Annotated in this window: 24 protein-coding genes; 7 read left to right on the top strand and 17 right to left on the bottom strand. The window is 62.3% G+C overall.

Going from position 1 to position 25594, the window contains the following annotated elements; all coding sequences use genetic code 11:
* The first annotated feature begins 147 nt into the window (after positions 1–147).
* The 7 genes from J3P96_RS18425 (at position 148) to J3P96_RS18395 (ending at position 6873) form a co-directional block, all read left to right on the top strand.
* The gene (locus tag J3P96_RS18425) at positions 148–969 is read left to right on the top strand and encodes an alpha/beta fold hydrolase (protein WP_434624721.1); all 822 of its coding nucleotides are present in this window, start codon (positions 148–150) and stop codon (positions 967–969) included.
* Positions 970–1029: 60 nt separating this feature from the next.
* Positions 1030–1977, top strand: coding sequence for a LysR family transcriptional regulator (locus J3P96_RS18420; protein WP_305495573.1), 948 nt, complete (start codon positions 1030–1032; stop codon positions 1975–1977).
* A complete protein-coding gene (locus J3P96_RS18415; protein ID WP_434652811.1) occupies positions 1974–2387 on the top strand; it encodes a DoxX family protein in 414 nt (137 codons plus the stop codon). The genes J3P96_RS18420 and J3P96_RS18415 overlap by 4 nt, the downstream gene beginning before the upstream one ends.
* The gene (locus tag J3P96_RS18410) at positions 2380–3018 is read left to right on the top strand and encodes an antibiotic biosynthesis monooxygenase (RefSeq protein ID WP_434603694.1); all 639 of its coding nucleotides are present in this window, start codon (positions 2380–2382) and stop codon (positions 3016–3018) included. Before J3P96_RS18415 ends, J3P96_RS18410 begins: the two co-directional genes overlap by 8 nt.
* A 115-nt stretch (positions 3019–3133) precedes the next feature.
* Complete coding sequence (locus J3P96_RS18405) at positions 3134–4972, top strand: amidohydrolase (RefSeq protein ID WP_434605052.1); 1839 nt, start codon at positions 3134–3136, stop codon at positions 4970–4972.
* A gap of 143 nt (positions 4973–5115) precedes the next feature.
* Positions 5116–5745: an isochorismate family cysteine hydrolase YcaC gene (gene ycaC / locus J3P96_RS18400; RefSeq protein WP_030141308.1), complete on the top strand. Its 630-nt coding sequence runs from the start codon at positions 5116–5118 to the stop codon at positions 5743–5745.
* A 249-nt stretch (positions 5746–5994) separates the two neighbouring features.
* Positions 5995–6873: a LysR family transcriptional regulator gene (locus J3P96_RS18395; protein ID WP_434652809.1), complete on the top strand. Its 879-nt coding sequence runs from the start codon at positions 5995–5997 to the stop codon at positions 6871–6873.
* 56 nt (positions 6874–6929) lie between these two features.
* On the opposite strand, the gene J3P96_RS18390 is transcribed toward J3P96_RS18395, so the two are convergent.
* The 17 genes from J3P96_RS18390 to aceA all read right to left on the bottom strand — a co-directional run bounded on the left by J3P96_RS18390 (position 6930) and on the right by aceA (position 25324).
* Positions 6930–7403, bottom strand: a complete 474-nt coding sequence (locus J3P96_RS18390) for a hemerythrin domain-containing protein (protein ID WP_305495568.1) — start codon at positions 7401–7403, stop codon at positions 6930–6932.
* Positions 7404–7628: 225 nt separating this feature from the next.
* Complete coding sequence (locus J3P96_RS18385) at positions 7629–7904, bottom strand: type II toxin-antitoxin system RelE/ParE family toxin (protein WP_434603698.1); 276 nt, start codon at positions 7902–7904, stop codon at positions 7629–7631.
* Entirely contained in the window at positions 7904–8176 is a 273-nt protein-coding gene (locus tag J3P96_RS18380) for a CopG family ribbon-helix-helix protein (RefSeq protein WP_434603700.1), read from the bottom strand. The genes J3P96_RS18385 and J3P96_RS18380 overlap by 1 nt, the downstream gene beginning before the upstream one ends.
* Before the next feature lie 215 nt (positions 8177–8391).
* A complete protein-coding gene (gene nuoN / locus J3P96_RS18375) occupies positions 8392–9855 on the bottom strand; it encodes an NADH-quinone oxidoreductase subunit NuoN (RefSeq protein WP_003203388.1) in 1464 nt (487 codons plus the stop codon).
* Between the two features lie 7 nt (positions 9856–9862).
* The gene (gene nuoM / locus J3P96_RS18370) at positions 9863–11395 is read right to left on the bottom strand and encodes an NADH-quinone oxidoreductase subunit M (RefSeq protein ID WP_434569028.1); all 1533 of its coding nucleotides are present in this window, start codon (positions 11393–11395) and stop codon (positions 9863–9865) included.
* Between the two features lie 39 nt (positions 11396–11434).
* Complete coding sequence (nuoL, locus tag J3P96_RS18365) at positions 11435–13288, bottom strand: NADH-quinone oxidoreductase subunit L (protein WP_434603702.1); 1854 nt, start codon at positions 13286–13288, stop codon at positions 11435–11437.
* On the bottom strand, positions 13285–13593 hold the full coding sequence (gene nuoK, locus J3P96_RS18360) for an NADH-quinone oxidoreductase subunit NuoK (protein WP_003180046.1): 309 nt from the start codon (positions 13591–13593) through the stop codon (positions 13285–13287). Before nuoK ends, nuoL begins: the two co-directional genes overlap by 4 nt.
* A gap of 4 nt (positions 13594–13597) precedes the next feature.
* Entirely contained in the window at positions 13598–14098 is a 501-nt protein-coding gene (nuoJ, locus tag J3P96_RS18355; RefSeq protein WP_030141317.1) for an NADH-quinone oxidoreductase subunit J, read from the bottom strand.
* Between the two features lie 9 nt (positions 14099–14107).
* Positions 14108–14656, bottom strand: a complete 549-nt coding sequence (nuoI, locus tag J3P96_RS18350; RefSeq protein ID WP_072392816.1) for an NADH-quinone oxidoreductase subunit NuoI — start codon at positions 14654–14656, stop codon at positions 14108–14110.
* 11 nt (positions 14657–14667) lie between these two features.
* The gene (nuoH, locus tag J3P96_RS18345) at positions 14668–15675 is read right to left on the bottom strand and encodes an NADH-quinone oxidoreductase subunit NuoH (protein ID WP_186609329.1); all 1008 of its coding nucleotides are present in this window, start codon (positions 15673–15675) and stop codon (positions 14668–14670) included.
* Positions 15672–18386, bottom strand: a complete 2715-nt coding sequence (nuoG, locus tag J3P96_RS18340; RefSeq protein WP_434569025.1) for an NADH-quinone oxidoreductase subunit NuoG — start codon at positions 18384–18386, stop codon at positions 15672–15674. The genes nuoH and nuoG overlap by 4 nt, the downstream gene beginning before the upstream one ends.
* Before the next feature lie 142 nt (positions 18387–18528).
* Positions 18529–19887: an NADH-quinone oxidoreductase subunit NuoF gene (nuoF, locus tag J3P96_RS18335; protein ID WP_434652806.1), complete on the bottom strand. Its 1359-nt coding sequence runs from the start codon at positions 19885–19887 to the stop codon at positions 18529–18531.
* On the bottom strand, positions 19884–20381 hold the full coding sequence (gene nuoE / locus J3P96_RS18330; RefSeq protein ID WP_003180060.1) for an NADH-quinone oxidoreductase subunit NuoE: 498 nt from the start codon (positions 20379–20381) through the stop codon (positions 19884–19886). Before nuoE ends, nuoF begins: the two co-directional genes overlap by 4 nt.
* Positions 20382–20383: 2 nt before the next feature.
* On the bottom strand, positions 20384–22165 hold the full coding sequence (gene nuoC, locus J3P96_RS18325) for an NADH-quinone oxidoreductase subunit C/D (RefSeq protein WP_434569023.1): 1782 nt from the start codon (positions 22163–22165) through the stop codon (positions 20384–20386).
* Positions 22166–22237: 72 nt separating this feature from the next.
* Positions 22238–22912, bottom strand: coding sequence for a NuoB/complex I 20 kDa subunit family protein (locus J3P96_RS18320; protein WP_186609323.1), 675 nt, complete (start codon positions 22910–22912; stop codon positions 22238–22240).
* Positions 22913–22922: 10 nt separating this feature from the next.
* Positions 22923–23336 (bottom strand): NADH-quinone oxidoreductase subunit A, encoded by a 414-nt coding sequence (locus J3P96_RS18315; protein WP_030141323.1) that lies wholly within the window; start codon positions 23334–23336, stop codon positions 22923–22925.
* 662 nt (positions 23337–23998) lie between these two features.
* Positions 23999–25324 (bottom strand): isocitrate lyase, encoded by a 1326-nt coding sequence (gene aceA, locus J3P96_RS18310; RefSeq protein WP_014337679.1) that lies wholly within the window; start codon positions 25322–25324, stop codon positions 23999–24001.
* Positions 25325–25594: the final 270 nt, after the last annotated feature.

The raw sequence follows: 25594 nt of genomic DNA, 5'->3' as shown, positions 1-25594 counted from the left end.
CAGCGGGAGCAAGCTCCCTCGCCACAAAAGTGCTCTCCTGTAGCTTGTTAACACCTCAGTCCCAAAAAAATTAACAACGTTTAACTCACGCACATGCCTCTCCTGGCCGGACCATTGATTGATCCACCGACCTCAAGGAATCACGCCATGAGCACCTTCATCACCCGCGACGGCACCGAGATCTACTACAAGGATTGGGGCAGTGGTCAACCGGTGGTCTTCAGCCACGGCTGGCCGTTGAATTCGGACAGTTGGGAGGCGCAGATGATGTTCCTGGCGTCCAACGGCTATCGGGTGATTGCCCACGACCGTCGTGGTCACGGGCGTTCCAGCCAGCCCTGGGACGGCAATGATATGGACACCTACGCCGATGACCTGGCCGAGCTGATCGAGCGCCTGGACCTCAAGGACGCGGTGTTGCTCGGTTTCTCCACCGGCGGTGGCGAAGTGGCGCGCTACATCGGTCGGCACGGTGCCGCCCGCGTCGCCAAGCTCGGCCTGATCTCGGCGGTCACCCCGCTGATGCTCAGGACCGCGGCCAACCCCGGCGGCCTGCCCATCGAGGTGTTCGACGGCTTCCGCCAGGCCTCCCTGGCCGACCGTTCTCAGCTATACAAGGATGTGGCCAGCGCGTTTTTCGGCGCCAACCGTCCGGGTGCCAAGGTGTCCCAGGGCATGATCGACTGGTTCTGGATGCAGGGCATGCTCTCCGGCCACAAGAACGCCTATGACTGCATCAAGGCCTTCTCGGAGACCGATCTTTCCGAAGACCTGCGCAACATCGATGTGCCGACCCTGGTGGTGCATGGCGATGACGACCAGGTAGTGCCGATCGAAACCGCCGGCATCGCGGCCGCCAAGCTGCTCAAGAACTCGCAGCTGCTGGTCTACCCGGGCGCGCCCCATGGTCTGACCGACACCCACAAGGACCGGCTGAATGCCGACCTGCTGGCGTTCATCCAGGGTTGATCAAGCCATGAACCTGTGGGAGCAAGCCAGCTCCCGCAGTTTAAACAGGACCTCACACCGATGAACCGCAACGATCTACGCCGCCTCGACATGAACCTGCTGGTGATCTTCGAGGCGCTGATGTTCGAGAAGAACCTGACCCGTGTCGCCGAAAAGCTGTTCATGGGCCAACCGGCGGTGAGCGCGGCGCTCGGGCGACTGCGGGATCTGTTCGATGATCCGCTGCTGATCCGTCACGGCCGGGGCATGGAACCGACGCCTCGGGCCCTGGCGATCCTGCAAGAATTGCAGCCGGCCATGGACACCATTTCCGGCGCGGTCAGCCGGGCCAAGGCGTTCGACCCGTCTACCAGTTGCGACGTGTTCCGCATCGGTCTGTCCGATGATGCCGAATTCGGCCTGTTTCCACCGCTGCTCAGTCAATTGCGCGAAGAAGCGCCGGGCATCATCGTGGTGGTGCGCCGGGCCAATTTCCTTTTGATGTCGTCGTTGCTCGCCAGCGGCGAAATCAGCGTCGGCGTCAGCTACACCACCGATCTGCCGGCCAATGCCAAGCGCAAGAAACTGCGGGACATTCCCTGCAAGGTCCTGCGTGGCGACAAGCGCCCGGGGCCGCTGACCCTGGATGACTACTGCTCGCGACCCCACGCCATGGTGTCGTTCTCGGGCGACCTGAGCGGCAACATCGACCTGGACCTGGCGCGCATCGGCCGGGCTCGCAAAGTGGTCTTGGCAGTGCCGCAATTCAGCGGCCTGCGCGCCTTGCTGGCCGGCACCGAGCTGATCGCCACGGTACCGGACTACGCCGCCTGCGCGCTGGTGGAAGGCTGCGCCTTGCGCGCCGAAGACCCGCCGTTCGAGATCAATGCCGCCGAGTTGTCGATGGTCTGGAGCGGCGTCCACGACAACGACCCCGCCGAGCGCTGGCTGCGCTCGCGCATCGCCACCCACATGTCCCAACCGTTGCCGGCAGCCGCCTCGACGGACCCGGCCGGAGCTCACCGATGAACACCACTGACGAACGCCGCATGCAGGACCTCGGCCTGCTGTTCCTGCGCCTGAGCGGCGCGTTGTTTTTGCTGTGGGTCCATGGCTTGCCGAAGCTGCTGAGCTACAGCGCCGAGCTGACCCGCATCGAAGACCCGTTCCACCTCGGCGCAGCGCCCACGCTGATCCTGGCGATTTTCGCCGAGGTGCTTTGCCCGCTGCTGATCATGGCCGGCGTGCTGGTGCGCCTGGCGTGCTTGCCCATCCTTTTCCTGCTGGCCGTTGCGCTGCTCGTGGTGCACCCGCAATGGAGCCTGGAAGAAGGCCAGTTCGGTTGGTTGCTGCTGATCATATTTACCAGCGTGTTCATTGCTGGCCCGGGAGGCCTGGCGATCAACGCGCGTTTTGCTGGAGTGCTGCGTCATGCCTGAATCCCAAACCCTTGAATCAACCGCGATCCCGGCGATCCCCGGCTTCGATGAAATCGTCACCCTGGTAGTCAAGCACCGGGTCAAGGCCGGGCAGGACGGCGCCTATGAAGCCTGGTTGCGGCGCATCGTCAGCGTGGCCGGCCAATGGCCGGGGCATCTGGGCGTGGACGTAGTCCGGGGCAAGCAGGGCGGGTTGTCGCTGTTCACCTGCGTGCTGCGGTTCTGCTCCACCGAGGCCATGCAGCGCTGGCTGGACTCGCCCGAGCGCCGCGAACTGGTGGAAGAGGCCGCGCCGCTGCTGGCGGACGGCGACCAGACAGAAGTCGCCCCGCACAAGGAATTCTGGTTCGCCCCGCTGGCCGATGCCGCCACGCCGCCACCGCGCTGGAAGCAATCGGTGGTGACCTTGCTGGTCATCCTGCCGCACACCTTGCTGGTGCCGTTGCTCTGGGGCCCGCTGCTGCAACTCAACGCGTTTCTGTCCAATTACGTGGTCGCCACGTTCCTGATCACCGTGACCATCGTGCTCTCGGTGGTGTACGTGTGCATGCCGCTGGCGACGCGTCTGTTCGCTCCGTGGCTGGAAGCGTCCAAGGCCCACCAACACCTGGAGCCCGGCGATGGCCAATAAAGACGACCCGACCGATCCGCTGCGCCGCCAGTTGCTGGCCGCCGGATCCCTGCTCAGCGCGGCGGCTTTCTGGCCACGCCTGTCTCTTTCATCTTCCCATCCAGAAGGACATCCAATGAACGCCGATCTGATTCTGTTCAATGGCCAGTTCCATACCGTCGACCGTGAAAAACCTCGCGCCAGCGCGGTTGCCATCAGCCAGGGCCGTTTCGTCGCCGTGGGCACCGATGCCGAGGCCATGGCCTTGCGTGGCAGCGGCACCCAGGTCATCGACCTCAAGGGCCGCACCGTCATTCCCGGCCTCAACGACTCGCACCTGCACCTGATCCGCGGTGGCCTGAACTACAACCTGGAGCTGCGTTGGGAAGGTGTGCCGTCCCTGGCCGACGCCTTGCGCATGCTCAAGGACCAGGCCGATCGCACCCCGACCCCGCAATGGGTACGGGTGGTGGGGGGCTGGAACGAATTCCAGTTCGCCGAAAAACGCCTGCCGACCCTGGAAGAACTGAACCAGGCCGCGCCCGACACCCCGGTGTTCGTGCTGCACCTGTACGACCGCGCCTTGCTCAACCGCGCCGCGCTGCGGGTGGCCGGCTACACCCGCGACACGCCGAACCCGCCGGGCGGCGAGATCGTTCGCGATGCCAACGGGAATCCGACCGGCATGCTGGTGGCGCGGCCCAACGCGATGATCCTTTACTCGACGCTGGCGAAAGGGCCGAAGCTGCCGCTGGAATACCAGGTCAACTCCACCCGCCAGTTCATGCGCGAGCTCAATCGCCTGGGCCTGACCAGCGCGATCGACGCCGGCGGCGGCTATCAGAACTACCCGGACGACTACGAAGTCATCGAGCAGTTGGCTCGCGAGCAGCAGCTGACGGTGCGCATCGCCTACAACCTGTTCACCCAGAAGCCCAAGGAAGAACTCACCGACTTCAAGAACTGGACCGGCAGCGTCAAGCTGCACCAGGGCGACGACTTCCTGCGGCACAACGGTGCCGGTGAAATGCTGGTGTTCTCGGCGGCGGACTTCGAAGACTTCCTCGAACCGCGTCCGGACCTGCCGCCGGGCATGGAGCAGGACCTGGAGCCGGTGGTGCGTCATCTGGTCGAGCAGCGCTGGCCGTTCCGCCTGCACGCCACCTATGACGAATCCATCAGCCGCATGCTCGACGTGTTCGAGAAGGTCAACCGCGACATTCCGTTCAACGGCCTGCCGTGGTTCTTCGACCACGCCGAGACCATCACGCCGAAAAACATCGAGCGGGTCCGCGCGCTGGGCGGTGGCATCGCCATCCAGGACCGCATGGCCTTCCAGGGCGAATATTTCGTCGACCGCTACGGCGCCAAGGCCGCCGAAGCCACGCCGCCGATCAAGCGCATGCTGGCCGAAGGCGTACCGGTGGGCGCCGGCACCGACGCCACCCGGGTCTCCAGCTACAACCCGTGGACATCGCTGTACTGGATGGTCAGCGGCCGCACCGTCGGCGGCCTCTCGCTGCACGAAGAAGGCCTGCCGCGCCTGACCGCGTTGGAGCTGTTCACCCATGGCAGCGCCTGGTTCTCCTCGGAGCAGGGCAAGAAGGGCCAGATCAAGGTTGGCCAACTGGCGGACCTGGCAGCCCTGAGCGCGGATTTCTTCAGCGTCGAGGAAGAAGCCATCAAGTGGATCGAATCGGTGCTGACCGTCGTGGACGGCAAGGTCGTCTACGCCGCCGGCGACTTCGAAAAACTCGGCCCGGCCAGCGTCCCGGTACTGCCGGACTGGTCGCCGGTGGTCAAGGTTCCCGGCCACTGGCGCCCGGCTTCGCCATTGCAGGCGCAAGTCCACCAGTGCAGTGGGCCGTGCAAGGTGCATTCCCACAGCCATGAACGGGCGCGTCTGTCGAACGTGCCGGTCAGCGACTTCCAGGGTTTCTGGGGCGCGTTTGGCTGTTCGTGTTTTGCCTTTTAACTGACAAGCATATTTCCCTGTGGGAGCGGGCTTGCTCGCGAAAGCGGTGTGTCAGCTTGCAAGGTTGTCGGATGTGACGACGCCTTCGCGAGCAAGCCCGCTCCCACAGGGGGCTGTAACATCCATCCCAAAGGAGTCATCCCATGAGCAACGTTCCCGCCTACAACCGCCTGAATAAAGACGACGCGGTGGTCCTGCTGGTCGATCACCAGACTGGCCTGATTTCCCTGGTCCAGGATTTCTCGCCCAACGAGTTCAAGAACAACGTGCTGGCCCTGGCTGACCTGGCCAAGTTTTTTGGCCTGCCGACCATCCTGACCACCAGTTTCGAACAGGGCCCCAATGGCCCGATCGTGCCGGAGCTCAAGGAAATGTTCCCGGACGCGCCGTATATTCCGCGCCCTGGCCAGATCAATGCCTGGGACAACGAAGACTTCGTCAAGGCGATCAAGGCCACCGGCCGCAAGCAATTGATCATCGCCGGCGTAGTGACCGATGTCTGCGTGGCGTTCCCGACCCTGTCGGCCCTGGCTGAAGGTTTCGACGTGTTTGTCGTCACCGACGCCTCGGGTACGTTCAACGAAACCGTGCAACAGGCCGCCTGGGTGCGCATGACCGCCGCCGGCGCGCAGATGATGAACTGGTTCTCGGTGGCCTGTGAGCTGCACCGCGACTGGCGCAACGACATCGAAGGCCTGGGCAACCTGCTGTCCCAGCGCATCCCCAACTACCGCAACCTGATGAACAGCTACTCGGCGCTGACTGCCAAATAAGCTGCTTTCTTGCTGAACGGATGCCCGCCAATGAGCGGGCATCTTTTTATCTGGCAAATGACCCTTGTGGCGAGGGGATTTATCCCCGTTGGGCTGCGCAGCGGCCCCAAAACAGGCTGACTGGGTGTGTCAGAATGCTCACATATTTGAATATTGGGGCTGCTGCGCAGCCCAGCGGGGATAAATCCCCTCGCCACAGGTTTGTATTCGGCTTGGATGTCTAAATAAAGCCCCACCCACGGAATGACAATGAACCCCTTCGAAGAAATGCGCATCTTTGCCCAGGTCATGGAGTCGGGCAGTTTCACCGCCGCGGCGGACAAGCTCGGGCTGTCCAAGCAGTTCGTCAGTCGCAAGTTGATGGAGCTGGAGCAGCGGCTGGGGGTTCGGTTGCTCAATCGCTCGACGCGCCGGCTGGACGTCACTCCGCTGGGCCAGCGTTATCACGAGGCGGCGTTGCGCCTGCTCAGCGAAGTCGAGCAGGTGGAGCAGGGCATCAGTGGCCAGACCAGCGAGCCGCGCGGAACCATCCGCCTCAGCGCTCCGTTGTCCTTCGCCGTGGCGCACCTGGGCAGCCTGCTGCCGCTGTTCTTGCAGCGCTACCCGGATGTCACCGTGGAGGTCGACCTGAGTGATCGTTCGGTGGACCTGCTGGGGGAGGGGTACGACCTCGCACTGAGGATCGGCGTGCTGGAAGATTCGACCCTGATCGCCCGGCGCATTGCGAGTATCGAGCGAGTGTATTGCGCCAGCGCCGCCTACCTGGCGCAGCGAGGCACGCCGACGCGACCGGAAGACCTGCGCAGCCACGACTGTTTGCCGTACGGGCACAGCCGTCAGGTGCAGTGGCGATTCGCCGGAAAGGGCAAGCCGTTGGCGCTGGAAGTGGTGGGGCGCATGCGTGCCAATAACGGTGACTTGCTCAGGGATGCGGCGATTGCCGGCATGGGGATTACTTATCTGCCGACCTTCATCCTCGGTGAGGCGTTAAGGGATGGGCGGCTGATCCAGGTGTTGGAGGGATTCGAGACCGAGCCATTGACGCTGTCGGCGGTCTATCCGCAACACCGACAAAGCTCGCGACCGGTGCAGGCGTTGGTGGAATTCTTGCGTGAACACATGCAGTAGGTGGCGCAAAACGCATTCAGCCGTCCCTGGGACGGCTGAATTTCGAGACGCCTGGATCAGGCAGCCAGGTTGGCGGTGAACTCTTTTTTGTACTGGGCCTTCACGGCTTCCATCTGGTTGCCCAGTTCTTCGAGCTTGGCCTTGCCGAGGATTTCTTCGGCTTTAGGGAACATTTCTTCCTCTTCTTCTTCGATGTGATGCTCGAGCAGCTCCTTGACCACTTTCACGCGACCGGCGAACTCAGGTTGGGAAGGGTCGGTGTTTTTCAGGTCGGGCAGCACCAGGGAATCGACGGTACGGTGCTCTTCCTTGGCTTCGTAGTACATCTCGGCTTCATCCTTGCCACCTTCCTGCTTGAAGGCCGGATAAAGGATTTCTTCTTCCAGGCGGGTATGGATGGACACTTCCATTTCCAGCTTGGCCAACAGTTCGGTGCGTTTCTTGATGGCGCGGTCGGTTGATTCGCTCAACTGGGACAGGATGCCCTTCACGCGTTCATGGTCGGCTTTCAACAGGTCGATGGCGTTCATGTGTTGCTCCTCGGTCATTCACGGATGCGGGCCGGCTTCAAGCGCCGACGCCACGTAACAAGGACAGGTGCATCCACCGTGCCAGCCGAGTCGCTTGATAAAAATCTTTGGAATCAATGACTTAAATTATCGAGAATTTTCGCCATCGTGCAGGCTGCATGAGACCCGCTGAAAACGCCTTGCACTTTGCGCTGCCGAGGGCGCTGGTGGCTGATCGAGCCCAGGTCATCGATCTTCGCGTGTGTGCCACAGGCGTAGCAGGTAAAGGGTGGAGCCGATTATTTCATAGCGCATTTCGTAGGGGCCGACCTGGATTCTGCGCACGTTCCGAGGGTCGAACTCTTCCAGGCGCTCACCCATGCGCGGGTTGGCCAGCAGAGCGGTAGGCGCCGCCGTGAGCTGTTGCACTGTTCGCGCGGCGGCGGGTTGATTCACCAGCGCCAGAAATTCGTAAAGTCGGGCGATGTCGGAAAGCGCCTTGCTGGTCCACTTCAACTCCATCAGCGCGGTACCGGTAACGGAGCGTCAGTGCTGAGGCTATCGGCCCAAGCCTGGACAGCCTGATGGTCAACCACACGGCCAGCGTCAACATCGGCCAACGCCTCATGAGTCAGGCGGCTGCGTTCCTCCTCCTGTTCGATCCAGGCAGATAGCGCTTGTTTGACGATCCAGTTCCTGGAGCGCTCAAGGCGCTCGGCCATCAGATCGACTTTTTCAGCCAGGTCCACCGGGACATGAGCGGTGACCGACCGGGTTTTCGTGGTGGTTGTCATGACGGAATTCTCCTTGGCGGTTGGCGGTGATGATTATAGATGACTGATTAGGATTCAAGCTGACAAAAAAATAATCAAACCTAATAACAATCTCGGAAAGACACCAAACCGTGGCGAGGGAGCAAGCTCCCTCGCCACGGTTTTAAATCCAGATCAAAAAAAATGCCCGCATCTCACGATACGGGCATTTTTTGTCAGCGATGACGCTCAGGCACTCAGCCGGTCAGGCCCGCCTGCTGGACCAGCGTCAGCAACGGTTGCGGGTACACACCGAGGAAGAACGCCAGGACGGCGATGGCCAGCAGCATCACGCCGCCAGCCTTCTGTTCCCAGTGCAACTCGGCATCGTGACGACGCAGGTTCGGTTCCATCAGGTACAGGGTGACCATCACGCGCAGGTAGTAGAACACGCCGATGGCACTGCCCAGCACCAGGGAGCCGACCAGCCACCATTGGTGGGCCTCGACGCCGGTGGCGATGATGTAGAACTTGCCGATGAAGCCGGCGGTCAGCGGGATGCCGGCCAGGGACAGCATCATCACGGTCAGCACGGCGGTCAGGTACGGACGACGCCAGAACAGGCCGCGGTATTCGTACAGGGCGTCGGCGTCGCGGCCGTTGTACGGCGAGGACATCAGGGTGATCACGCCGAAGGCGCCGAGGCTGGTGATCACGTAGGTCACCAGATACACGCCGATGGCTTCCACGGCCAGGCCTTTGCTGGCGATCAGGGCGATCAGCAGGTAGCCGAAGTGGGCGATGGACGAGTAACCGAGCAGACGCTTGAGGTTGCTCTGGGTCAGCGCCAGCAGGTTACCGAACAGGATCGACGCGATGGCGATGATCGTCAGCACATTGCTCAGCACACCGCTACTGGCCACTGGCGAGATCTGGAACAGCCGCACCATCACCGCGAACACCGCCACTTTCGAAGCGGTCGCCAGGAACGCCGCCACCGGCGCCGGGGCGCCTTCGTAGACGTCCGGGGTCCAGAGGTGGAAGGGCACCAGCGACAGCTTGAACGCCAGGCCGATCAGCATCATGCCCAGGCCCAGTTGCGCGATCGGGCTAGGCAGGCCGGTGGCCGCCAAGGCCTGGCCGATGCCGACGAAGCTCAGGGTGCCGGCTTCGGCGTAGAGCAGGGCCATGCCGAACAACAGGAACGCGGAACCGGCCGCCGACAGCACCATGTACTTGATGCCGGCTTCCAGGGAGCGCTTGTTGAAGAAGGCATAGGCCACCAGGCCGTAGACCGGTACCGACAGCAGCTCCAGGCCAATGAACAGGCTGGCCAGGTGCTGCGCGCTGACCAGGACCAGGCCACCGGCGGCGGCCATCAGGATCAGCAGGTACAGTTCTTCGCGGTTGCCCGGGTAACCCGAACCGCCGTCACCCAGGTAGGCGTGGGCGAGGGTGACGCAGGCGAGGGTGGCGACCAGGATCAGCGCCATGTACAGGCAGGCGAAGCTGTCGATCTGGATCAGTGGCGTGACCGCCAATGGCGCGACTTTCAGGGCCGGCAGGATCGACAGCAAGGCCAGGTTCAGCCCCGCCACCGACAGCAGGAAGGTCTGCGAGTGATTGCGCCGCCAGGCGATCGCCAGCATCACCACGATGATCGTGGCGCTGGTGATCAACAGCGGCGCAAGCGCGATAAAGTGTTGAATCGTGAATTCCATAGCGCTCTTACCGGGCCGAAGCGAGTTGAGAGAAGGCGGTGCCGAGCCACTGCTGCACGCCATGCATCGTGGCGGCAGAGGTGTCGAGGAACGGTTGCGGGTAGACGCCGAGGTAAACCAGCAGCACCGCAAGGCCGAGCACCATGATCAGTTCGCGACCGTCCATGCCCCGCAACACTTCGTCCGACTTGGCCGGACCGAAGTAGGCGCGGTGGATCATGATCAGCGAGTAGACCGAACCGAACACCAGGCCGGACGTCGCGATCGCGGTGATCCACGGTGCGCTGACGAACGAGCCGATCAGGATCAGGAACTCGCCGACGAAGTTGCCGGTGCCTGGCAGGCCCAGGGACGCGGCTGCGAAGAACAGGCTGATGGCCGGCAGGTAGGCGATGCGCGACCAGATGCCGCCCATTTCACGCATGTCCCGGGTGTGCAGGCGCTCGTACAACTGACCGCTGAGGATAAACAGCGCCGCGGCCGACAGGCCGTGGGCGAGCATCTGGATCACCGCGCCTTGCAGGGCCAGCTGGCTGCCGGAGTAGATCCCGATCAGCACGAAGCCCATGTGCGAGACGCTGGAGAAGGCGATCAGGCGCTTGATATCGCTCTGGGCAAACGCCAGGAACGCACCGTAGAAAATCCCGATCAGGCCCAGGGTCATGGCAATCGGCGCGAACTCCGCCGAGGCATTCGGGAACAGCGGCAGGGCGAAACGCAGCAGGCCGTAGGCCGCCGTTTTCAACAGGATACCGGCCAGGTCCACGGAACCGGCGGTCGGTGCCTGGGCGTGGGCGTCCGGCAGCCAGGAGTGGAACGGCACCACCGGCAGCTTCACCGCGAAGGCGATGAAGAAGCCCAGCATCAGCACGTATTCGGTGGTGCGCGACATCTGCACTTTCAACAGGTCGGCGTAATTGAAGGTAATCACGCCAGTATTGTTGAAGTTCACCAGCACCAGGCCAAGGATCGCCACCAGCATGATCAGACCGGAAGCCTGGGTGAAGATGAAGAACTTGGTCGCCGCGTAGATCCGGGTTTTCTTGCCGTCCGAAGAACTGTGACCCCAGAGCGCGATGAGGAAGTACATCGGCACCAGCATCATTTCCCAGAAGAAGAAGAACATGAACAGGTCCAGCGCCAGGAACACGCCGACGACACCGCCCAGGATCCACATCAGGTTCAGGTGGAAGAAGCCGACGTGACGCTGGATCTCTTTCCAGGAGCAGAGTACCGAGAGAATACCCAGCAGGCCGGTCAGCAGGATCATCAGCAGCGACAGGCCGTCGAGGGCCAGGTGCACGCTGATGCCGAAGCGCTCGATCCAGGTGTGCTTGAACTCAAGCGCCCAGGTCGGATCGGCGCCAGGGGCCGGTGCAAATGAATAGTCGCCGGTCGCCCACAGCCAGAGGCCGAGCGCGAGTTCCAGGGACATGGTCAGCAGCGCAATCCAGCGCGGGAGGGTAGAGCTGGAACGCTCCGCCATCCAGCACAGCAGGCCGCCGATGAAGGGGATCAGGATTAGCCAGGGCAGAATCATGACGGGCTCGTTTCCTTTCGCAAGTTCGCAAGGTTCATATCAGACCGCTACCAGCACGATGGCGCCGATAACCAGCACGGCGCCAGCCGCCATGGAAGCCGCATACCAACGCAGTTGACCGGTCTCGGTACGGCTCAGGGCGGTGTGGCCGCCCTTGGCCATGCGCGGGATCAGGCCAATGGTCTGGTCGAGCGGGTCTTTGCGCAGAATGTGGCTGATCGCAAGGTATGGCTTGACGAACAGTTTGTCGTAGATCCAGTCGAAGCCCCAGGCGGCGAACCACCAGGCCGAGAGGAAACGCCCGATGCCGCTGTTGGCGATGGCCGTGACGAAGCGGCGCTTGCCGAGGAACAGCAGGGCGGCCAGCAGGATCCCCGCCAGGGCGATGGCACCCGAGGCGATTTCCAGGCTGTGCTTGGCTTCGCCGCCGGCATGGCCGACGCTTTGCGGCAGCACATCGGCCAGCGGTGGGGTGATCATTGCGCCGACAAAGGTCGACAGCACAATCAGCACCGACAGCGGCAGCCAGTGGGCGATGCCGTGGCCGGCGTGGGCTTCGGTCTTGGCTTCACCGTGGAACGCGATGAAGATCAGGCGGAAGGTGTACAGCGAGGTCATGAACGCACCCACCAGGCCGGCGTAGAGCAGACCCTGGTTACCGCTGGCGAACGCTTCCCAGAGGATTTCGTCCTTGGAGTAGAAACCGGCAGTGACCAGTGGCAGGGCCGCCAGGGCCGCGCCGCCAACGATAAAGCTGGCGTAGGCCAACGGCAGTTTTTTCCACAGGCCGCCCATCTTGAAGATGTTCTGCTCGTGGTGGCAGGCAACGATCACCGCACCGGAGGCAAGGAACAGCAGGGCCTTGAAGAACGCGTGGGTCATCAGGTGGAAGATCGCGCCTTCCCAGGCGCCGACACCCAGGGCCAGGAACATGTAGCCGATCTGGCTCATGGTCGAGTAGGCGAGGATACGCTTGATGTCGGTCTGCACCAGCGCGGCAAAACCGGCCAGCACCAGGGTCACGCCGCCAACGAGGCCGACCAGGTGCAGGATGTCCGGCGCCAGGGCGAACAAGCCGTGGGTACGGGCGATCAGGTAGACACCGGCGGTGACCATGGTCGCGGCGTGGATCAGTGCCGAAACCGGGGTCGGGCCGGCCATCGCGTCCGCCAGCCAGGTCTGCAGCGGCAGTTGCGCGGATTTACCGACAGCACCGCCCAGCAGCATCAGGGTCGCCAGGACAATCCAGAAGTCGCCGGCCTTGAAGTGCTCCGGAGCACGCACCAGCAGCTCCTGGATGTTCAGCGTGCCCAGTTGCTGGAACAGGATGAACAGGCCGATGGCCATGAACACGTCGCCGATGCGGGTCACGATGAATGCCTTGAGCGCGGCGTTACCGTTGTTGCGGTTGCTGTAGTAGAAACCGATCAACAGGTACGAGCACAGGCCCACGCCTTCCCAGCCGAAGTACAGGAACAACAGGTTATCGCCGAGCACCAGGAACAGCATGCTGGCGATGAACAGGTTGGTGTAGGCGAAGAAGCGCGAGTAACCGGCTTCACCGCGCATGTACCAAGAGGCGAACAGGTGGATCAGGAAACCCACGCCGACCACCACGCCGAGCATGGTCACCGACAGGCCGTCCAGGTAGAGGGCGAAGTTCGGCGTGAAGCCTTCCACCGCCATCCACTGCCACAGCACCTGCACGTACCGGCCACCTTCCGGTGGGGCGACGTTGAATTGCCAGATCACATAGGCCGTGACGAGGGCGGACAGGCCGATCGAGCCCACGCCAACCAGCGCCGAAAGGTTTTCCGACCAGCGTCCACGGGAGAACGACAGCAGCAGGAAACCGATGAGGGGGAATACGAAAGTCAGGAAGAGAAGGTTCATCCGCGCATCTCGCTGGCAGCGTCAATATCGAGAGTGTGGAAGCGGCGGTACAGCTGCAACAGGATCGCCAGGCCGATACTGGCCTCCGCGGCTGCCAGGCTGATCACCAGGATGAACATGATCTGTCCATCCGGTTGCGCCCAGCGCGCGCCCGCGACGATGAAGGCCAGGGCGGAGGCATTCATCATGACCTCCAGGCTCATCAGCACGAACAGAATGTTGCGGCGGACCATCAGGCCGACCAGACCGAGACAGAACAGGATGCCGGCAACCGCCAGACCATGCTCAAGAGGGATAGCAGGCATGTGATTACTCCTTCGCCTCGTTACGGCCCAAATGGAACGCCGTGACAACTGCGGCAAGCAGCAGCATCGAGGCGAGTTCGACCACCAGCAGGTACGGACCGAACAGGCTGATGCCCACGGCCTTGGCGCCTACGGTGGTGTGGCCGATGGCCTGGCCGCTCTGGTGGGCGAACAGCACATACAGCAGTTCACCCAGCAGCAGCGCGGAGAGAATCACCGGCCCGGCCCAGATGCCCGGCTTGAGCCAGGAGCGTTCCTGCTGGACGGCCGCCGGACCCAGGTTGAGCATCATCACCACGAATACGAACAGCACCATGATGGCGCCGGCGTAGGCGATCACTTCCAGGGCACCGGCGAACGGTGCTCCGAGAGCGAAGAAGGTCATGGCCACGGCGATCAGCGAAATGATCAGGTAGAGCAGGGCGTGCACAGGGTTGGTGTTGGTGACCACACGAAGCGTGGACACCACCGCGATACCCGATGCGAAATAGAAAGCGAATTCCATCTTTCTTCCTTAAGGCAGCAAGCTCTTCACGTTGATCGGTTCGGCTTCGTTCTGCGCGGCGCCTTTCGGCTTACCGGCAATGGCCATACCTGCAACACGATAGAAGTTGTAATCAGGGTTTTTACCGGGACCGGAAATCAGCAAGTCTTCTTTCTCGTACACCAGGTCCTGACGCTTGAAGTCGGCCATTTCGAAATCCGGCGTGAGCTGGATCGCGGTGGTCGGGCACGCTTCCTCGCACAACCCGCAGAAAATGCAGCGCGAGAAGTTGATACGGAAGAAGTCCGGGTACCAGCGACCGTCTTCGGTCTCGGCTTTCTGCAGCGAGATGCAACCTACCGGGCACGCCACGGCGCACAGGTTGCAGGCCACGCAGCGTTCCTCACCGTCGGGGTCGCGGGTCAGGACGATACGGCCGCGATAACGCGGCGCCAGGTAGACCGCTTCTTCCGGGTATTGCAGGGTGTCGCGCTTGCGAAAGCCATGGCCGAAGATCATGACCAGGCTTCGCAGTTGGGTACCGGTACCCTTAACGATGTCGCCAATATATTTGAACATGGGTCAAATCCTCACTGAACCGCGGCCGCAGGCGCGTTCATCAAAACGATCGCAGCGGTCACCAGCATGTTGATCAGGGTCAGCGGCAGGCAGAATTTCCAGCTGAAGTCCATCACCTGGTCGTAGCGTGGGCGCGGGATCGAGGCGCGCAGCAGGACGAACAGCATGATGAAAAACGCGGTCTTCAGGGCGAACCAGACGAAGGACAGTTGCGGCAGGATGCCGAACGGACCGTGCCAGCCACCGAAGAACAGCGTTACCAGCAGCGCCGAGATCAGGATGATGCCGATGTACTCGCCAACGAAGAACATGCCCCATTTCATGCCGGCATATTCAATGTGGTAACCGTCGGCCAGTTCCTGTTCCGCTTCCGGCTGGTCGAAGGGGTGACGGTGAGTCACGGCGACGCCGGCGATGAAGAAGGTACAGAAACCGAAGAACTGCGGAATGATGAACCACAGGTTCTGGGCCTGGTACTCGACGATGTCGCGCATGTTGAACGAGCCGGCCTGGATCACGATGCCCATCAGCGACAGGCCCATGAACACTTCATAGGACACGGTCTGGGCCGAGGCCCGCAGGCTGCCGAGCAGGGCGAACTTGTTGTTGCTCGACCAACCGGCGAACAGCACCGCGTACACCGACAGACCGGCCATGGCGAAGAAGAACAGCAGGCCGATGTTCAGGTCCGCCACGCCCCAGGTCGGGGTGATCGGGATGACCGCGAAGGCGATCAGCAAGGCGCTCATGGCCACGACCGGTGCCAGGGTGAAGATCACCTTGTCGGCAAACGGCGGGGTCCAGTCTTCCTTGAAGAACATCTTGATCATGTCGGCGGCGATCTGGAACATGCCGAACGGGCCGACGCGGTTCGGACCGTAGCGGTCCTGCCACCAGCCGAGCAGGCGACGTTCGACGAAGCTCAGCAACGCGCCGCAGACCACCACGGCCAGCAGGATCACGATGGCCTTGAGGACCGTCAGGATCACCGCGATCACTTCAGGGGTGAACCAGCTCATTGCGCCGCCTCCTGCAGACCGTCGACAGTCTTGCCGAAAATCGCCGGTGGAATGCCCGCCAGGCCAGCCGGCAGGGCCACCAGGCCGGCGCCCAGTTCTTCATTGATGCGCAGCGGCAGACGCAAGGTCCGGCCCGCAACGTTCAGGCTCAGCAAGGCGCCATCGTTGACGCCCAGGCGATCGGCTTCGGACTTGGCCAGCGACACGTAGGCCGCCGGGATGCGCTCCTGCACCGGCTCGGCCTTGGAAGAGTTCTCTTCACTGCCGAACAGGTGATGGAACGGCACGACCTGCCAGGTGCCCGGTGCCGGATTGAAGGCGCGTGGCACGCTGGCGAACCAGCCGAGGCCATCGCCCTGGCTTTCGATCAGGCGGGTGCCCGGATCACCGGCGCGCAGGTGACCGCCGACTTCGTCCTGGAACTTGTTCCAGGCTTGCGGCGAGTTCCAGCCCGGCGACCAGGCGAACGGCACCTGGGAGCGCGGTTCGGCGGAGCCCGAGTAACCTTCCATGGAGAAGGCGAACGCGGTGTCCTGGTCCTGCGGCATACGCGGTTCGTGCACGCTGATGTTCGCGCGCATCGCGGTGCGACCGGAGTAGCGCAGCGGTTCGCGCGCCAGCTTCAGGCCCTTGATGCGGAACGCGGCGGACGGCGCGGCGTCGACGATGCGGTTCAACTGCGGGCTGCTCGAAGCGACGGCGGCGGTGACGTGGTCCAGCTGGGTCCAGTCGATCGGCTGGTTCAGCAGGGTCGCGCGCAAGGCATGCAGCCAGCGCCAGCCTTCGTGGACCAGGATGCTGGCGTCCAGGTATTGCGGGTCAAAGACCTGGAAGAAGCGCTGGGCGCGACCTTCCTGGCTGACCAGCGTACCGTCGCCTTCGGCGAAGCTCGCCGCCGGCAGCACCAGGTCGGCGCGGTCGGTGGTGGCGGTTTTCTGATGGTCGGCGACGATCACTACCTTGGCAGCGTTCAGCGCAGCATCGACCTTGGCATTGTCGGTGCGGGTGAACAGGTCGTTCTCCAGCACCACGATGGCATCGGCGCTGCCGTCGATCACTGCTTGCAGGGCGGCATCGACCGATTCGCCACCGAGCATGGCCAGGCCGAGGCTGTTGGCTTCCGGCACGACCAGGCTGATGGAACCGTTCTTCTCGCGCAGCTTCAGGGCCTTGGCGATGTTGGCGGCGGCTTCGATCAGCGCCTTGGAACCCAGCGAGGTGCCGGCGATGATCAATGGACGCTTGGCCGCCAGCAGGGCGTCGGCGATGCGCTGGGCCAGGCCGGCGGCTTCGCTGTCCAGGCCGTCGACGGCCGGGGCGCTGGCGTCCAGGGCGTGGGCGACGGCAAAACCGATGCGCGCGAGGTCGTCCGGAGCGGCGTGGACGCATTCTTCGGCGACGTCGTCGAGCTTGGTTTCAGCGAGGCTGGCGATGAACAGCGGGTTCAGCGCGTGCTGGCCGATGTTCTTCACCGCAGCGTCGAGCCATGGCTGGACGCGCATGGCGTCGGCCATGTCCTCGGCCTTGCCTTTTACCGACTGGCGCAGGGCCAGGGCCATGCGGGCGGCGGTCTGGGTCAGGTCTTCGCCGAGGACGAACACCGCGTCGTGATCTTCGATGTCGCGCATCGTCGGCACGGGCAGTGGGCTGTCCTTGAGCACTTGCAGCACCAGGCGAATACGTTCCAGCTCGCCGGCTTCGATGCCGCTGTAGAAGTGCTCGGCGCCGACCAGCTCACGCAGGGCGTAGTTGCTTTCCAGGCTGGCCCGTGGCGAACCGATGCCGACAATGTTGCGACCGCGCAGCAGTTCGGCGGCCTTGTCCAGGGCTTCGTCCAGGCTCAGCTTGGCGCCATTGGCGAGCAGCGGCTGGCGCGGGCGGTCCTTGCGATTGACGTAGCCATAGCCGAAACGGCCACGGTCGCAGAGGAAATACTGGTTCACCGAACCGTTGTAGCGGTTCTCGATGCGCCGCAGTTCGCCGTAGCGTTCGCCCGGGCTGATGTTGCAGCCGCTGGAGCAGCCGTGGCAGATGCTTGGTGAGAACTGCATGTCCCACTTGCGGTTGTAGCGCTCGGAGTGAGTCTTGTCGGTGAATACACCGGTCGGGCAGACCTCGGTGAGGTTGCCGGAGAACTCGCTTTCCAGGGTGCCGTCTTCAACGCGACCGAAGTACACGTTGTCGTGGGCGCCGAACACACCGAGGTCGGTGCCGCCGGCGTAGTCCTTGTAGAAACGCACGCAACGGTAGCAGGCGATGCAGCGGTTCATCTCGTGGGAAATGAACGGGCCGAGGTCCTGGTTCTGGTGGGTGCGCTTGGTGAAGCGATAACGGCGCTCGTTGTGGCCGGTCATCACGGTCATGTCTTGCAGGTGGCAGTGGCCGCCTTCCTCACAGACCGGGCAGTCGTGAGGGTGGTTGGTCATCAGCCATTCGACGACGCTGGCGCGAAACACTTTCGCTTCTTCGTCGTCGATGGAGATCCAGCTGCCGTCGGTGGCGGGGGTCATGCAGGACATGACGATACGACCACGCTTGTCGTTCTCGTCGGTGTACTGCTTGACCGCGCACTGGCGACAGGCGCCAACGCTGCCAAGGGCGGGGTGCCAGCAGAAATAAGGAATGTCGAGGCCCAGCGACAGACATGCCTGTAACAGGTTGTCTGCGCCATCGACTTCGAGCTCTTTGCCGTCTACGTGGATAGTGGCCATGGTTCAAAGTTCTTCGTTGGCCCGGTGTCAGCGGGCGTGGCTAATGGAATCTTGTTGTTCGTCCGAATCCAAACAGCCTCGGTGAAAAGGCGTCATCGAACGAAAGGCGAAGGGCACGGACCCTTCGCCTTGTTAAGCGTCGTTACGCGCCGACCATGGTCGGCGTGACCACCTGATTAAGATCGCCCGCGCGGGTTGGCGCGATGCCGGCCTCGAACTCAGGGCGGAAGTATTTGATTGCGCTGCCCAACGGCTCCACGGCACCCGGTGCGTGAGCACAGAAGGTCTTGCCTGGGCCGAGGAAGCCGACCAGACCCAGCAGGGTCTCGATGTCGCCGGGCTGGCCTTCACCGTTCTCGATGGCCATCAGCAGCTTGACGCTCCATGGCAGGCCATCGCGGCAAGGGGTGCAGAAACCGCAGGACTCGCGGGCGAAAAACTGTTCCATGTTGCGCAGCAGGGAAACCATGTTGACGCTGTCGTCCACCGCCATCGCCAGGCCGGTACCCATCCGGGTGCCGACCTTGGCGATGCCGCCGGCATACATTTGTGCGTCCAGGTGTTCCGGCAACAGGAAACCGGTACCGGCGCCGCCGGGCTGCCAGCACTTGAGCTTGTAGCCGTCGCGCATGCCGCCGGCATAGTCCTCGAACAGCTCGCGGGCGGTGACGCCGAACGGCAGTTCCCACAGGCCAGGGTTCTTGACCTTGCCGGAGAAGCCCATGAGCTTGGTGCCCATGTCTTCGCTGCCGTCACGGGCCAGGGATTTGTACCAGTCCACGCCGTCGGCGATGATCGCCGGCACGTTGCACAAGGTCTCGACGTTGTTCACGCAGGTCGGCTTGCCCCACACGCCAACAGCGGCGGGGAAGGGCGGCTTGGAGCGCGGGTTGGCGCGACGACCTTCGAGGGAGTTGATCAGCGCGGTTTCTTCACCGCAGATGTAGCGCCCGGCGCCGGTGTGGACGAACAGCTCGAAGTCGAAGCCTGAGCCCAGGATGTTCTTGCCCAGCAGGCCTGCGGCCTTGGCTTCTTCGACGGCACGGTTCAGGTGCCTGGCGGCGGTGGTGTATTCGCCGCGCAGGAAGATGTAGCCACGGTAGGTTTTCAGCGCGCGGGCACTGATCAGCATGCCTTCGATCAGCAGATGGGGCAGTTGCTCCATCAGCATACGGTCTTTCCAGGTGTTGGGTTCCATCTCGTCCGCGTTGCACAGCAGGTAGCGGATGTTGATGGACTCGTCCTTGGGCATCAGGCCCCACTTCACGCCCGTGGGGAAGCCCGCACCGCCACGGCCCTTGAGGCCGGCGTCCTTCACGGTCTGGACGATGTCGTCGGCAGCCATGTCGGCGAACGCCTTGCGCGCGGCGGCATAGCCGTTCTTCGCCTGGTATTCGTCCAGCCATACCGCCTCGCCATCGTCACGCAGGCGCCAGGTCAGGGGATGGGTTTCGGCCGAACGCTGGATGCGGTTGGCGGGCCCGAAGGAAGTCAGGGTCATACGTAGCCCTCCAGCAGTTTGGCGACGCCATCCGGCTTGACGTCACCAAAGGTGTCGTCGTCGATCATCAGCGCCGGTGCCTTGTCGCAGTTGCCCAGGCAGCACACCGGCAGCAGCGTGAAGCGGCCGTCAGCGGTGGTCTGGCCCAGGCCGATGCCCAGCTTGCCCTGGATTTCGCTGACCACCGACTCGTGGCCGCCGATGTAGCAGACCATGCTGTCGCAGACGCGAATGATGTGGCGGCCGACCGGCTGGCGGAAAATCTGGCTGTAGAACGTGGCGACACCTTCGACGTCGCTGGCCGGAATGCCGAGGATTTCGCCGATGGCATAGAGCGCGCCATCGGGCACCCAGCCACGTTCCTTCTGGACGATCTTCAGGGCTTCGATCGACGCCGCGCGCGGGTCTTCGTAGTGATGCAGCTCGTGCTCGATGGCCGAGCGCTCGGTTTCGCTCAGGGCGAAACGGTCTGTCTGGATAAGCGTGCTGTTCATGCTTAGCGGTCCACGTCGGCCATAACGAAATCGATACTACCCAGGTACGCGATCAAGTCCGCGACCATGCTGCCTTTGATCACCGAAGGGATCTGCTGCAGGTGCGGGTAGCTTGGGGTGCGAATCCGGGTGCGGTAGCTCATGGTGCCGCCATCGCTCGTCAGGTAATAACTGTTGATGCCCTTGGTCGCTTCGATCATCTGGAAGGATTCGTTGGCCGGCATGACCGGGCCCCACGAAACCTGCAGGAAGTGCGTGATCAGGGTCTCGATGTGTTGCAGCGTGCGCTCTTTTGGCGGCGGCGTGGTCAGCGGGTGGTCCGCCTTGTACGGGCCTTCCGGCATGTTGCGCATGCATTGCTCGATGATCTTGACGCTCTGGCGCATTTCCTCGACGCGAACCAGGCAGCGGTCATAGGCATCGCCGCTGGACGCCAGCGGGACTTCGAACTCGAAATTCTCGTAGCCGGAGTACGGGCGCGCCTTGCGCAGGTCGAAATCAAGGCCGGTGGCGCGCAGGCTCGGGCCGGTGACGCCCCATTCCAGCGCTTCCTTGGTGTTGTACGCGGCGACGCCGACGGTACGACCCTTGAGGATGCTGTTCTGCAACGCTGCCTTGGTGTATTCGTCCAGGCGCTTGGGCATCCACTCGACGAAATCCTTGACCAGCTTTTCCCAGCCGCGCGGCAGGTCGTGGGCAACGCCACCGATGCGGTACCACGCCGGGTGCAGGCGGAAACCGGTGATGGCTTCGATCACGGTGTAGGCTTTCTGGCGGTCGGTGAAGGTGAAGAACACCGGCGTCATGGCGCCCACGTCCTGGATATAGGTACCCAGGAACAACAGGTGGCTGGTGATGCGGAAGAACTCGGCCATCATGATGCGGATCACGTTGACCCGGTCCGGCACCGTGATGCCCGCCAGTTTTTCCACCGACAGGACGTACGGCAGGTTGTTCATCACACCGCCGAGGTAATCGATGCGGTCGGTGTACGGAATATAGCTGTGCCAGGACTGACGCTCGCCCATCTTCTCGGCGCCACGGTGGTGGTAGCCGATGTCCGGGACGCAATCGACGATCTCTTCACCGTCCAGTTGCAGGATGATACGGAACGCACCGTGGGCCGAAGGGTGGTTCGGGCCCAGGTTGAGGAACATGTAGTCCTCGTTGGCGCCGGAACGTTTCATGCCCCAGTCTTCCGGCTTGAAGCGCGCGGATTCTTCCTCGAGCTGCTGCTTGGCCAGGGTCAGGCTGTACGGGTCGAACTCGGTGGCGCGGGCCGGGAAGTCCTTGCGCAACGGGTGACCTTCCCAGGTCGGCGGCATCATGATGCGGGTCAGGTGCGGGTGGCCGGGGAAGTCGATGCCGAACATGTCCCAGACTTCACGCTCGTACCAATTGGCGTTCGGCCAGATGCCGGTCACGGTCGGCACGCTGAGGTCGCTCTCGGACAAGGCGACCTTGATCATTACGTCACTATTACGCTCGATCGACAGCAGGTGGTAGAACACGGTGAAGTCGGCGCCCGGCAGCCCCTGGCGCTTGGTGCGCAGGCGCTCGTCCACGCCGTGCAGGTCATAGAGCATGACGTACGGCTTGGGCAGGTTGCGCAGGAAAGTCAGGACTTCGATGAGCCTGGCGCGGGCAACCCAAAGCACCGGCATGCCGGTGCGGGTGGCCTGGGCGGTGAACGCCTCGGCGCCAAAGCGGTTGTTCAGTTCGACGACCACATCCTGGTCGTCTGCCTTGTAAGGCGGGATGTACAGAGCACTGCCTGTAGTCATGGTTATTTATCGCTTTCGGTCAACGTAAAGAATGAAGCCAGGTTCTCGTTTCTTCTACAGAACAGAGCTGGATCAGACTTCGTCGGGGCTGCGCAGGTTGGTGACTGCGATTCGCTGTTCGCGGCGCTGTTCCTTTTGCGACGGCATGTCGGCGCGATAGACGCCTTGATCACCGACGACCCAGGACAGTGGGCGACGCTCCTGGCCGATGGATTCCTGCAGCAGCATCAGGCCTTGCAGGAACGCTTCGGGGCGGGGCGGGCAGCCGGGCACGTAGACATCCACCGGGAGGAACTTGTCGACTCCCTGGACCACGGAATAAATGTCGTACATGCCGCCGGAGTTGGCACACGCGCCCATGGAAATGACCCACTTGGGTTCCAGCATCTGTTCGTACAGGCGCTGGATGATGGGAGCCATTTTCAGGAACGGCGTACCGGCGATAACCATGAAATCCGCCTGGCGCGGCGATGCCCGGATCACCTCGGCGCCAAAGCGCGCGATGTCGTGGGGCGCCGTGAAGGCGGTGGTCATTTCCACGTAGCAGCACGAAAGGCCGAAGTTGTACGGCCACAGGGAGTTCTTGCGACCCCAGTTGACCGTGCTGTTCAGCACGTCTTCGAGCTTGCCCATGAAGATGTTCTTGTGAACTTGATCCTCTAACGGATCGGAAACGGTTTCCCGCTTGCCGATCGGATATTGCTCGTTAGGAGCATCGGGGTCGATCCTGGTGAGATTGTATTGCATTGCCAAAGCCTCATTGTTTCAGCTTCGCCTGCCGCTTGCGCCGAGCTTCCGGAGCCCAATCAAGAGCCCCCACCCGGTAAAGGTAGACAAGACCTGCCAACAGAATTGCTATGAAAACGAGAGCTTCGACGAATCCGGTCCAGCCGCTTTCGCGGACGGACACAGACCATGCAAAGAGAAAAAGGGCTTCGATATCGAAGATCACGAAGAGCATCGCGACCAGATAGAATTTGGCTGAGAGCCGCAAGCGGGCGCCACCGGTAGGCAGCATGCCGGACTCGAACGGTTCATTCTTGCTGCGGCCCCAGGCTTTTGACCCGAGCAGGCTCGACACGCCGAGCATGAAGGCACACAGGCCGACAACACCCAGAAGGAAAATGGCAAAGCCCCAGTTGTGGGCCATGAGTCCTGTCGCTTCGGGCATGCTGGAAATCCTTAACAGAGAGCAAAGGTCTCTGAGCTTGAAAAGAAATAACGCAGTGACGATATGTCGCAGCAATCAATCGCGGTGATTTTATGGCTAAACACCGGGCAAGTAAAATTCCTATAGCGAAATTATTTATTGGAATAAGGACATAGCGCGCCTCCACGACCTCGCGAGCCCGGCCCCGTGGGGATTGGCTGTCGAATTCACAATGGAATTTCGTTTTGGATGTAACAATGAAATGCCCTTCAAATGATAATTATTATTGTTTGGCCTGCGATCGCCGTATGGGCTCGATGCAACAACTGAGAACATGTCTTATATAGCGGTGATCGCAGTTGTCAGCGCCGGCCGTTTTACTCTTTTTCAGACTGCCCGTTACTGCGTTCGATCAATCTTTTTGTTTTTTCTGCGGTAGTGCTTCCTTGAGGGCTGTCTGGATCCTTGTGGCGAGGGAGCTTGCTCCCGCTTGAGTGCGAAGCGCTCACAAAAAGGCTGCTGCGCAGCCAGCGGGAGCAAGCTCCCTCGCCACAAAATCCTTTCATGTGACGACGTTGCTGCTAAAGCATAGGCAAAAAAAAGCCCCGAACCAGTCGGGGCTTCAAATCGTCGGCTTTGCGGTTAGCTTTTATTCGGTCCGCAAGGGCCGTTTACGCGTGCAATCAGTGGAACTGTTCTTCTTCGGTCGAGCCGGTCAGTGCGGTCACCGACGAGGTACCGCCCTGGATCACCGTGGTCATGTCGTCGAAGTAGCCGGTGCCGACTTCCTGCTGGTGGGCCACGAAGGTGTAGCCTTTGGCGGCGTCAGCGAACTCCTGCTCTTGCAGCTTCACGTAGGCGGTCATGTCGTTGCGGGCGTAGTCGTGCGCCAGGTTGAACATGCTGTGCCACATGTTGTGGATGCCGGCCAGGGTGATGAACTGGTGCTTGTAGCCCATGGCGGACAGTTCGCGCTGGAACTTGGCGATGGTCGCGTCGTCCAGGTTTTTCTTCCAGTTGAAGGAAGGCGAGCAGTTGTACGACAGCAGTTGGTCCGGGTATTCCTTCTTGATCGCTTCGGCGAAGCGACGGGCCTCGTCCAGGTCCGGCTTGGCGGTTTCGCACCAGATCAGGTCGGCGTACGGGGCGTAGGCCAGGCCACGGGCGATGGCCTGGTCGAGACCGGCGCGCACCTTGTAGAAGCCTTCCTGGGTACGGGTGCCGGTGACGAACGGCTGGTCGTACGGATCGCAGTCGGAAGTCAGCAGGTCAGCGGCGTTGGCGTCGGTACGGGCCAGAATGATGGTCGGTACGCCGGCAACGTCGGCGGCCAGGCGCGCGGCGGTCAGCTTCTGTACGGCTTCCTGGGTGGGAACCAGTACCTTGCCGCCCATGTGGCCGCATTTTTTAACCGAGGCCAGCTGATCTTCGAAGTGCACGCCGGCGGCGCCTGCCTCGATCATGCTCTTCATCAGTTCGTAGGCGTTCAGTACGCCGCCGAAACCGGCTTCGGCGTCAGCCACGATTGGCGCGAAGTAGTCGATGTAGCCTTCGTCGCCCGGGTTCTTGCCGGCTTTCCACTGGATCTGGTCGGCACGACGGAACGAGTTGTTGATGCGCTTGACCACGGTTGGAACCGAATCCACCGGGTACAGCGACTGGTCGGGGTACATGGACTCGGCGGAGTTGTTGTCCGCGGCCACTTGCCAGCCCGACAGGTAGATGGCCTGGATACCGGCCTTGACCTGCTGCACAGCCTGGCCGCCGGTCAGGGCGCCCATGCAGTTGACGAAGTCTTTCTCGGGACGGAAGGCTGGCTTGGCGCCCTGGGTGACCAGGTTCCACAGCTTCTCGGCGCCCATTTTCGCGAAGGTGTGCTCAGGTTGCACCGAGCCACGCAGACGGACGACGTCAGCAGCCGAATAATTGCGCTTCACGCCTTTCCAGCGCGGGTTTTCAGCCCAGTCTTTTTCAAGGGCTGCAATTTGCTGTTCGCGTGTCAGTGCCATGGAAATAAACCTCGTCGCGTCTTGTATGGATGGTCGTTCCGGGCTGGAAGGTTCCAGCTCGTCAATCGCACCAGTCATTGGTGTGAAGGGCTGCTCGCTGACCAGGAGGCTGGCGTACAAGTCGGTTCAGGCGGGGAGGCGACGGGATGAACGATGGGCTCGAGGGGAAAGTGAGCAGGTAGGGGCGAGCTGCGGGCGCATTCGGGCGTCGTGGGCCTTCATACGAACTCAGAGTGATGCCGGGTTACCTAGTTACGCTTCCGTCCCTCG

Origin of the sequence: Pseudomonas sp. R3-56 (assembly GCF_051132075.1) — a bacterium.
Classification (GTDB): domain Bacteria; phylum Pseudomonadota; class Gammaproteobacteria; order Pseudomonadales; family Pseudomonadaceae; genus Aquipseudomonas.
The sequence above is the reverse complement of the archived record's forward strand: the minus strand, read 5'-3'. Positions and strand labels throughout refer to the sequence as shown.

Excerpts from the sequence above, each read along its gene's own strand:
- nuoN (WP_003203388.1), bottom strand. The coding sequence starts at position 9,855 with ATGGAATTCACGATTCAACACTTTATCGCGCTTGCGCCGCTGTTGATC.
- J3P96_RS18420 (WP_305495573.1), top strand. The coding sequence starts at position 1,030 with ATGAACCGCAACGATCTACGCCGCCTCGACATGAACCTGCTGGTGATC.
- ycaC (WP_030141308.1), top strand. The coding sequence starts at position 5,116 with ATGAGCAACGTTCCCGCCTACAACCGCCTGAATAAAGACGACGCGGTG.
- nuoE (WP_003180060.1), bottom strand. The coding sequence starts at position 20,381 with ATGAACAGCACGCTTATCCAGACAGACCGTTTCGCCCTGAGCGAAACC.
- nuoL (WP_434603702.1), bottom strand. The coding sequence starts at position 13,288 with ATGAACCTTCTCTTCCTGACTTTCGTATTCCCCCTCATCGGTTTCCTG.
- J3P96_RS18425 (WP_434624721.1), top strand. The coding sequence starts at position 148 with ATGAGCACCTTCATCACCCGCGACGGCACCGAGATCTACTACAAGGAT.
- nuoI (WP_072392816.1), bottom strand. The coding sequence starts at position 14,656 with ATGTTCAAATATATTGGCGACATCGTTAAGGGTACCGGTACCCAACTG.
- aceA (WP_014337679.1), bottom strand. The coding sequence starts at position 25,324 with ATGGCACTGACACGCGAACAGCAAATTGCAGCCCTTGAAAAAGACTGG.
- J3P96_RS18405 (WP_434605052.1), top strand. The coding sequence starts at position 3,134 with ATGAACGCCGATCTGATTCTGTTCAATGGCCAGTTCCATACCGTCGAC.
- nuoM (WP_434569028.1), bottom strand. The coding sequence starts at position 11,395 with ATGATTCTGCCCTGGCTAATCCTGATCCCCTTCATCGGCGGCCTGCTG.
- J3P96_RS18395 (WP_434652809.1), top strand. The coding sequence starts at position 5,995 with ATGAACCCCTTCGAAGAAATGCGCATCTTTGCCCAGGTCATGGAGTCG.
- J3P96_RS18385 (WP_434603698.1), bottom strand. The coding sequence starts at position 7,904 with ATGGAGTTGAAGTGGACCAGCAAGGCGCTTTCCGACATCGCCCGACTT.
- J3P96_RS18380 (WP_434603700.1), bottom strand. The coding sequence starts at position 8,176 with ATGACAACCACCACGAAAACCCGGTCGGTCACCGCTCATGTCCCGGTG.
- nuoH (WP_186609329.1), bottom strand. The coding sequence starts at position 15,675 with ATGAGCTGGTTCACCCCTGAAGTGATCGCGGTGATCCTGACGGTCCTC.
- nuoJ (WP_030141317.1), bottom strand. The coding sequence starts at position 14,098 with ATGGAATTCGCTTTCTATTTCGCATCGGGTATCGCGGTGGTGTCCACG.
- J3P96_RS18390 (WP_305495568.1), bottom strand. The coding sequence starts at position 7,403 with ATGAACGCCATCGACCTGTTGAAAGCCGACCATGAACGCGTGAAGGGC.
- nuoK (WP_003180046.1), bottom strand. The coding sequence starts at position 13,593 with ATGCCTGCTATCCCTCTTGAGCATGGTCTGGCGGTTGCCGGCATCCTG.
- nuoF (WP_434652806.1), bottom strand. The coding sequence starts at position 19,887 with ATGACCCTGACTTCCTTCGGGCCCGCCAACCGCATCCAGCGTTCGGCC.
- J3P96_RS18415 (WP_434652811.1), top strand. The coding sequence starts at position 1,974 with ATGAACACCACTGACGAACGCCGCATGCAGGACCTCGGCCTGCTGTTC.
- nuoG (WP_434569025.1), bottom strand. The coding sequence starts at position 18,386 with ATGGCCACTATCCACGTAGACGGCAAAGAGCTCGAAGTCGATGGCGCA.
- J3P96_RS18320 (WP_186609323.1), bottom strand. The coding sequence starts at position 22,912 with ATGCAATACAATCTCACCAGGATCGACCCCGATGCTCCTAACGAGCAA.
- nuoC (WP_434569023.1), bottom strand. The coding sequence starts at position 22,165 with ATGACTACAGGCAGTGCTCTGTACATCCCGCCTTACAAGGCAGACGAC.
- J3P96_RS18315 (WP_030141323.1), bottom strand. The coding sequence starts at position 23,336 with ATGCCCGAAGCGACAGGACTCATGGCCCACAACTGGGGCTTTGCCATT.
- J3P96_RS18410 (WP_434603694.1), top strand. The coding sequence starts at position 2,380 with ATGCCTGAATCCCAAACCCTTGAATCAACCGCGATCCCGGCGATCCCC.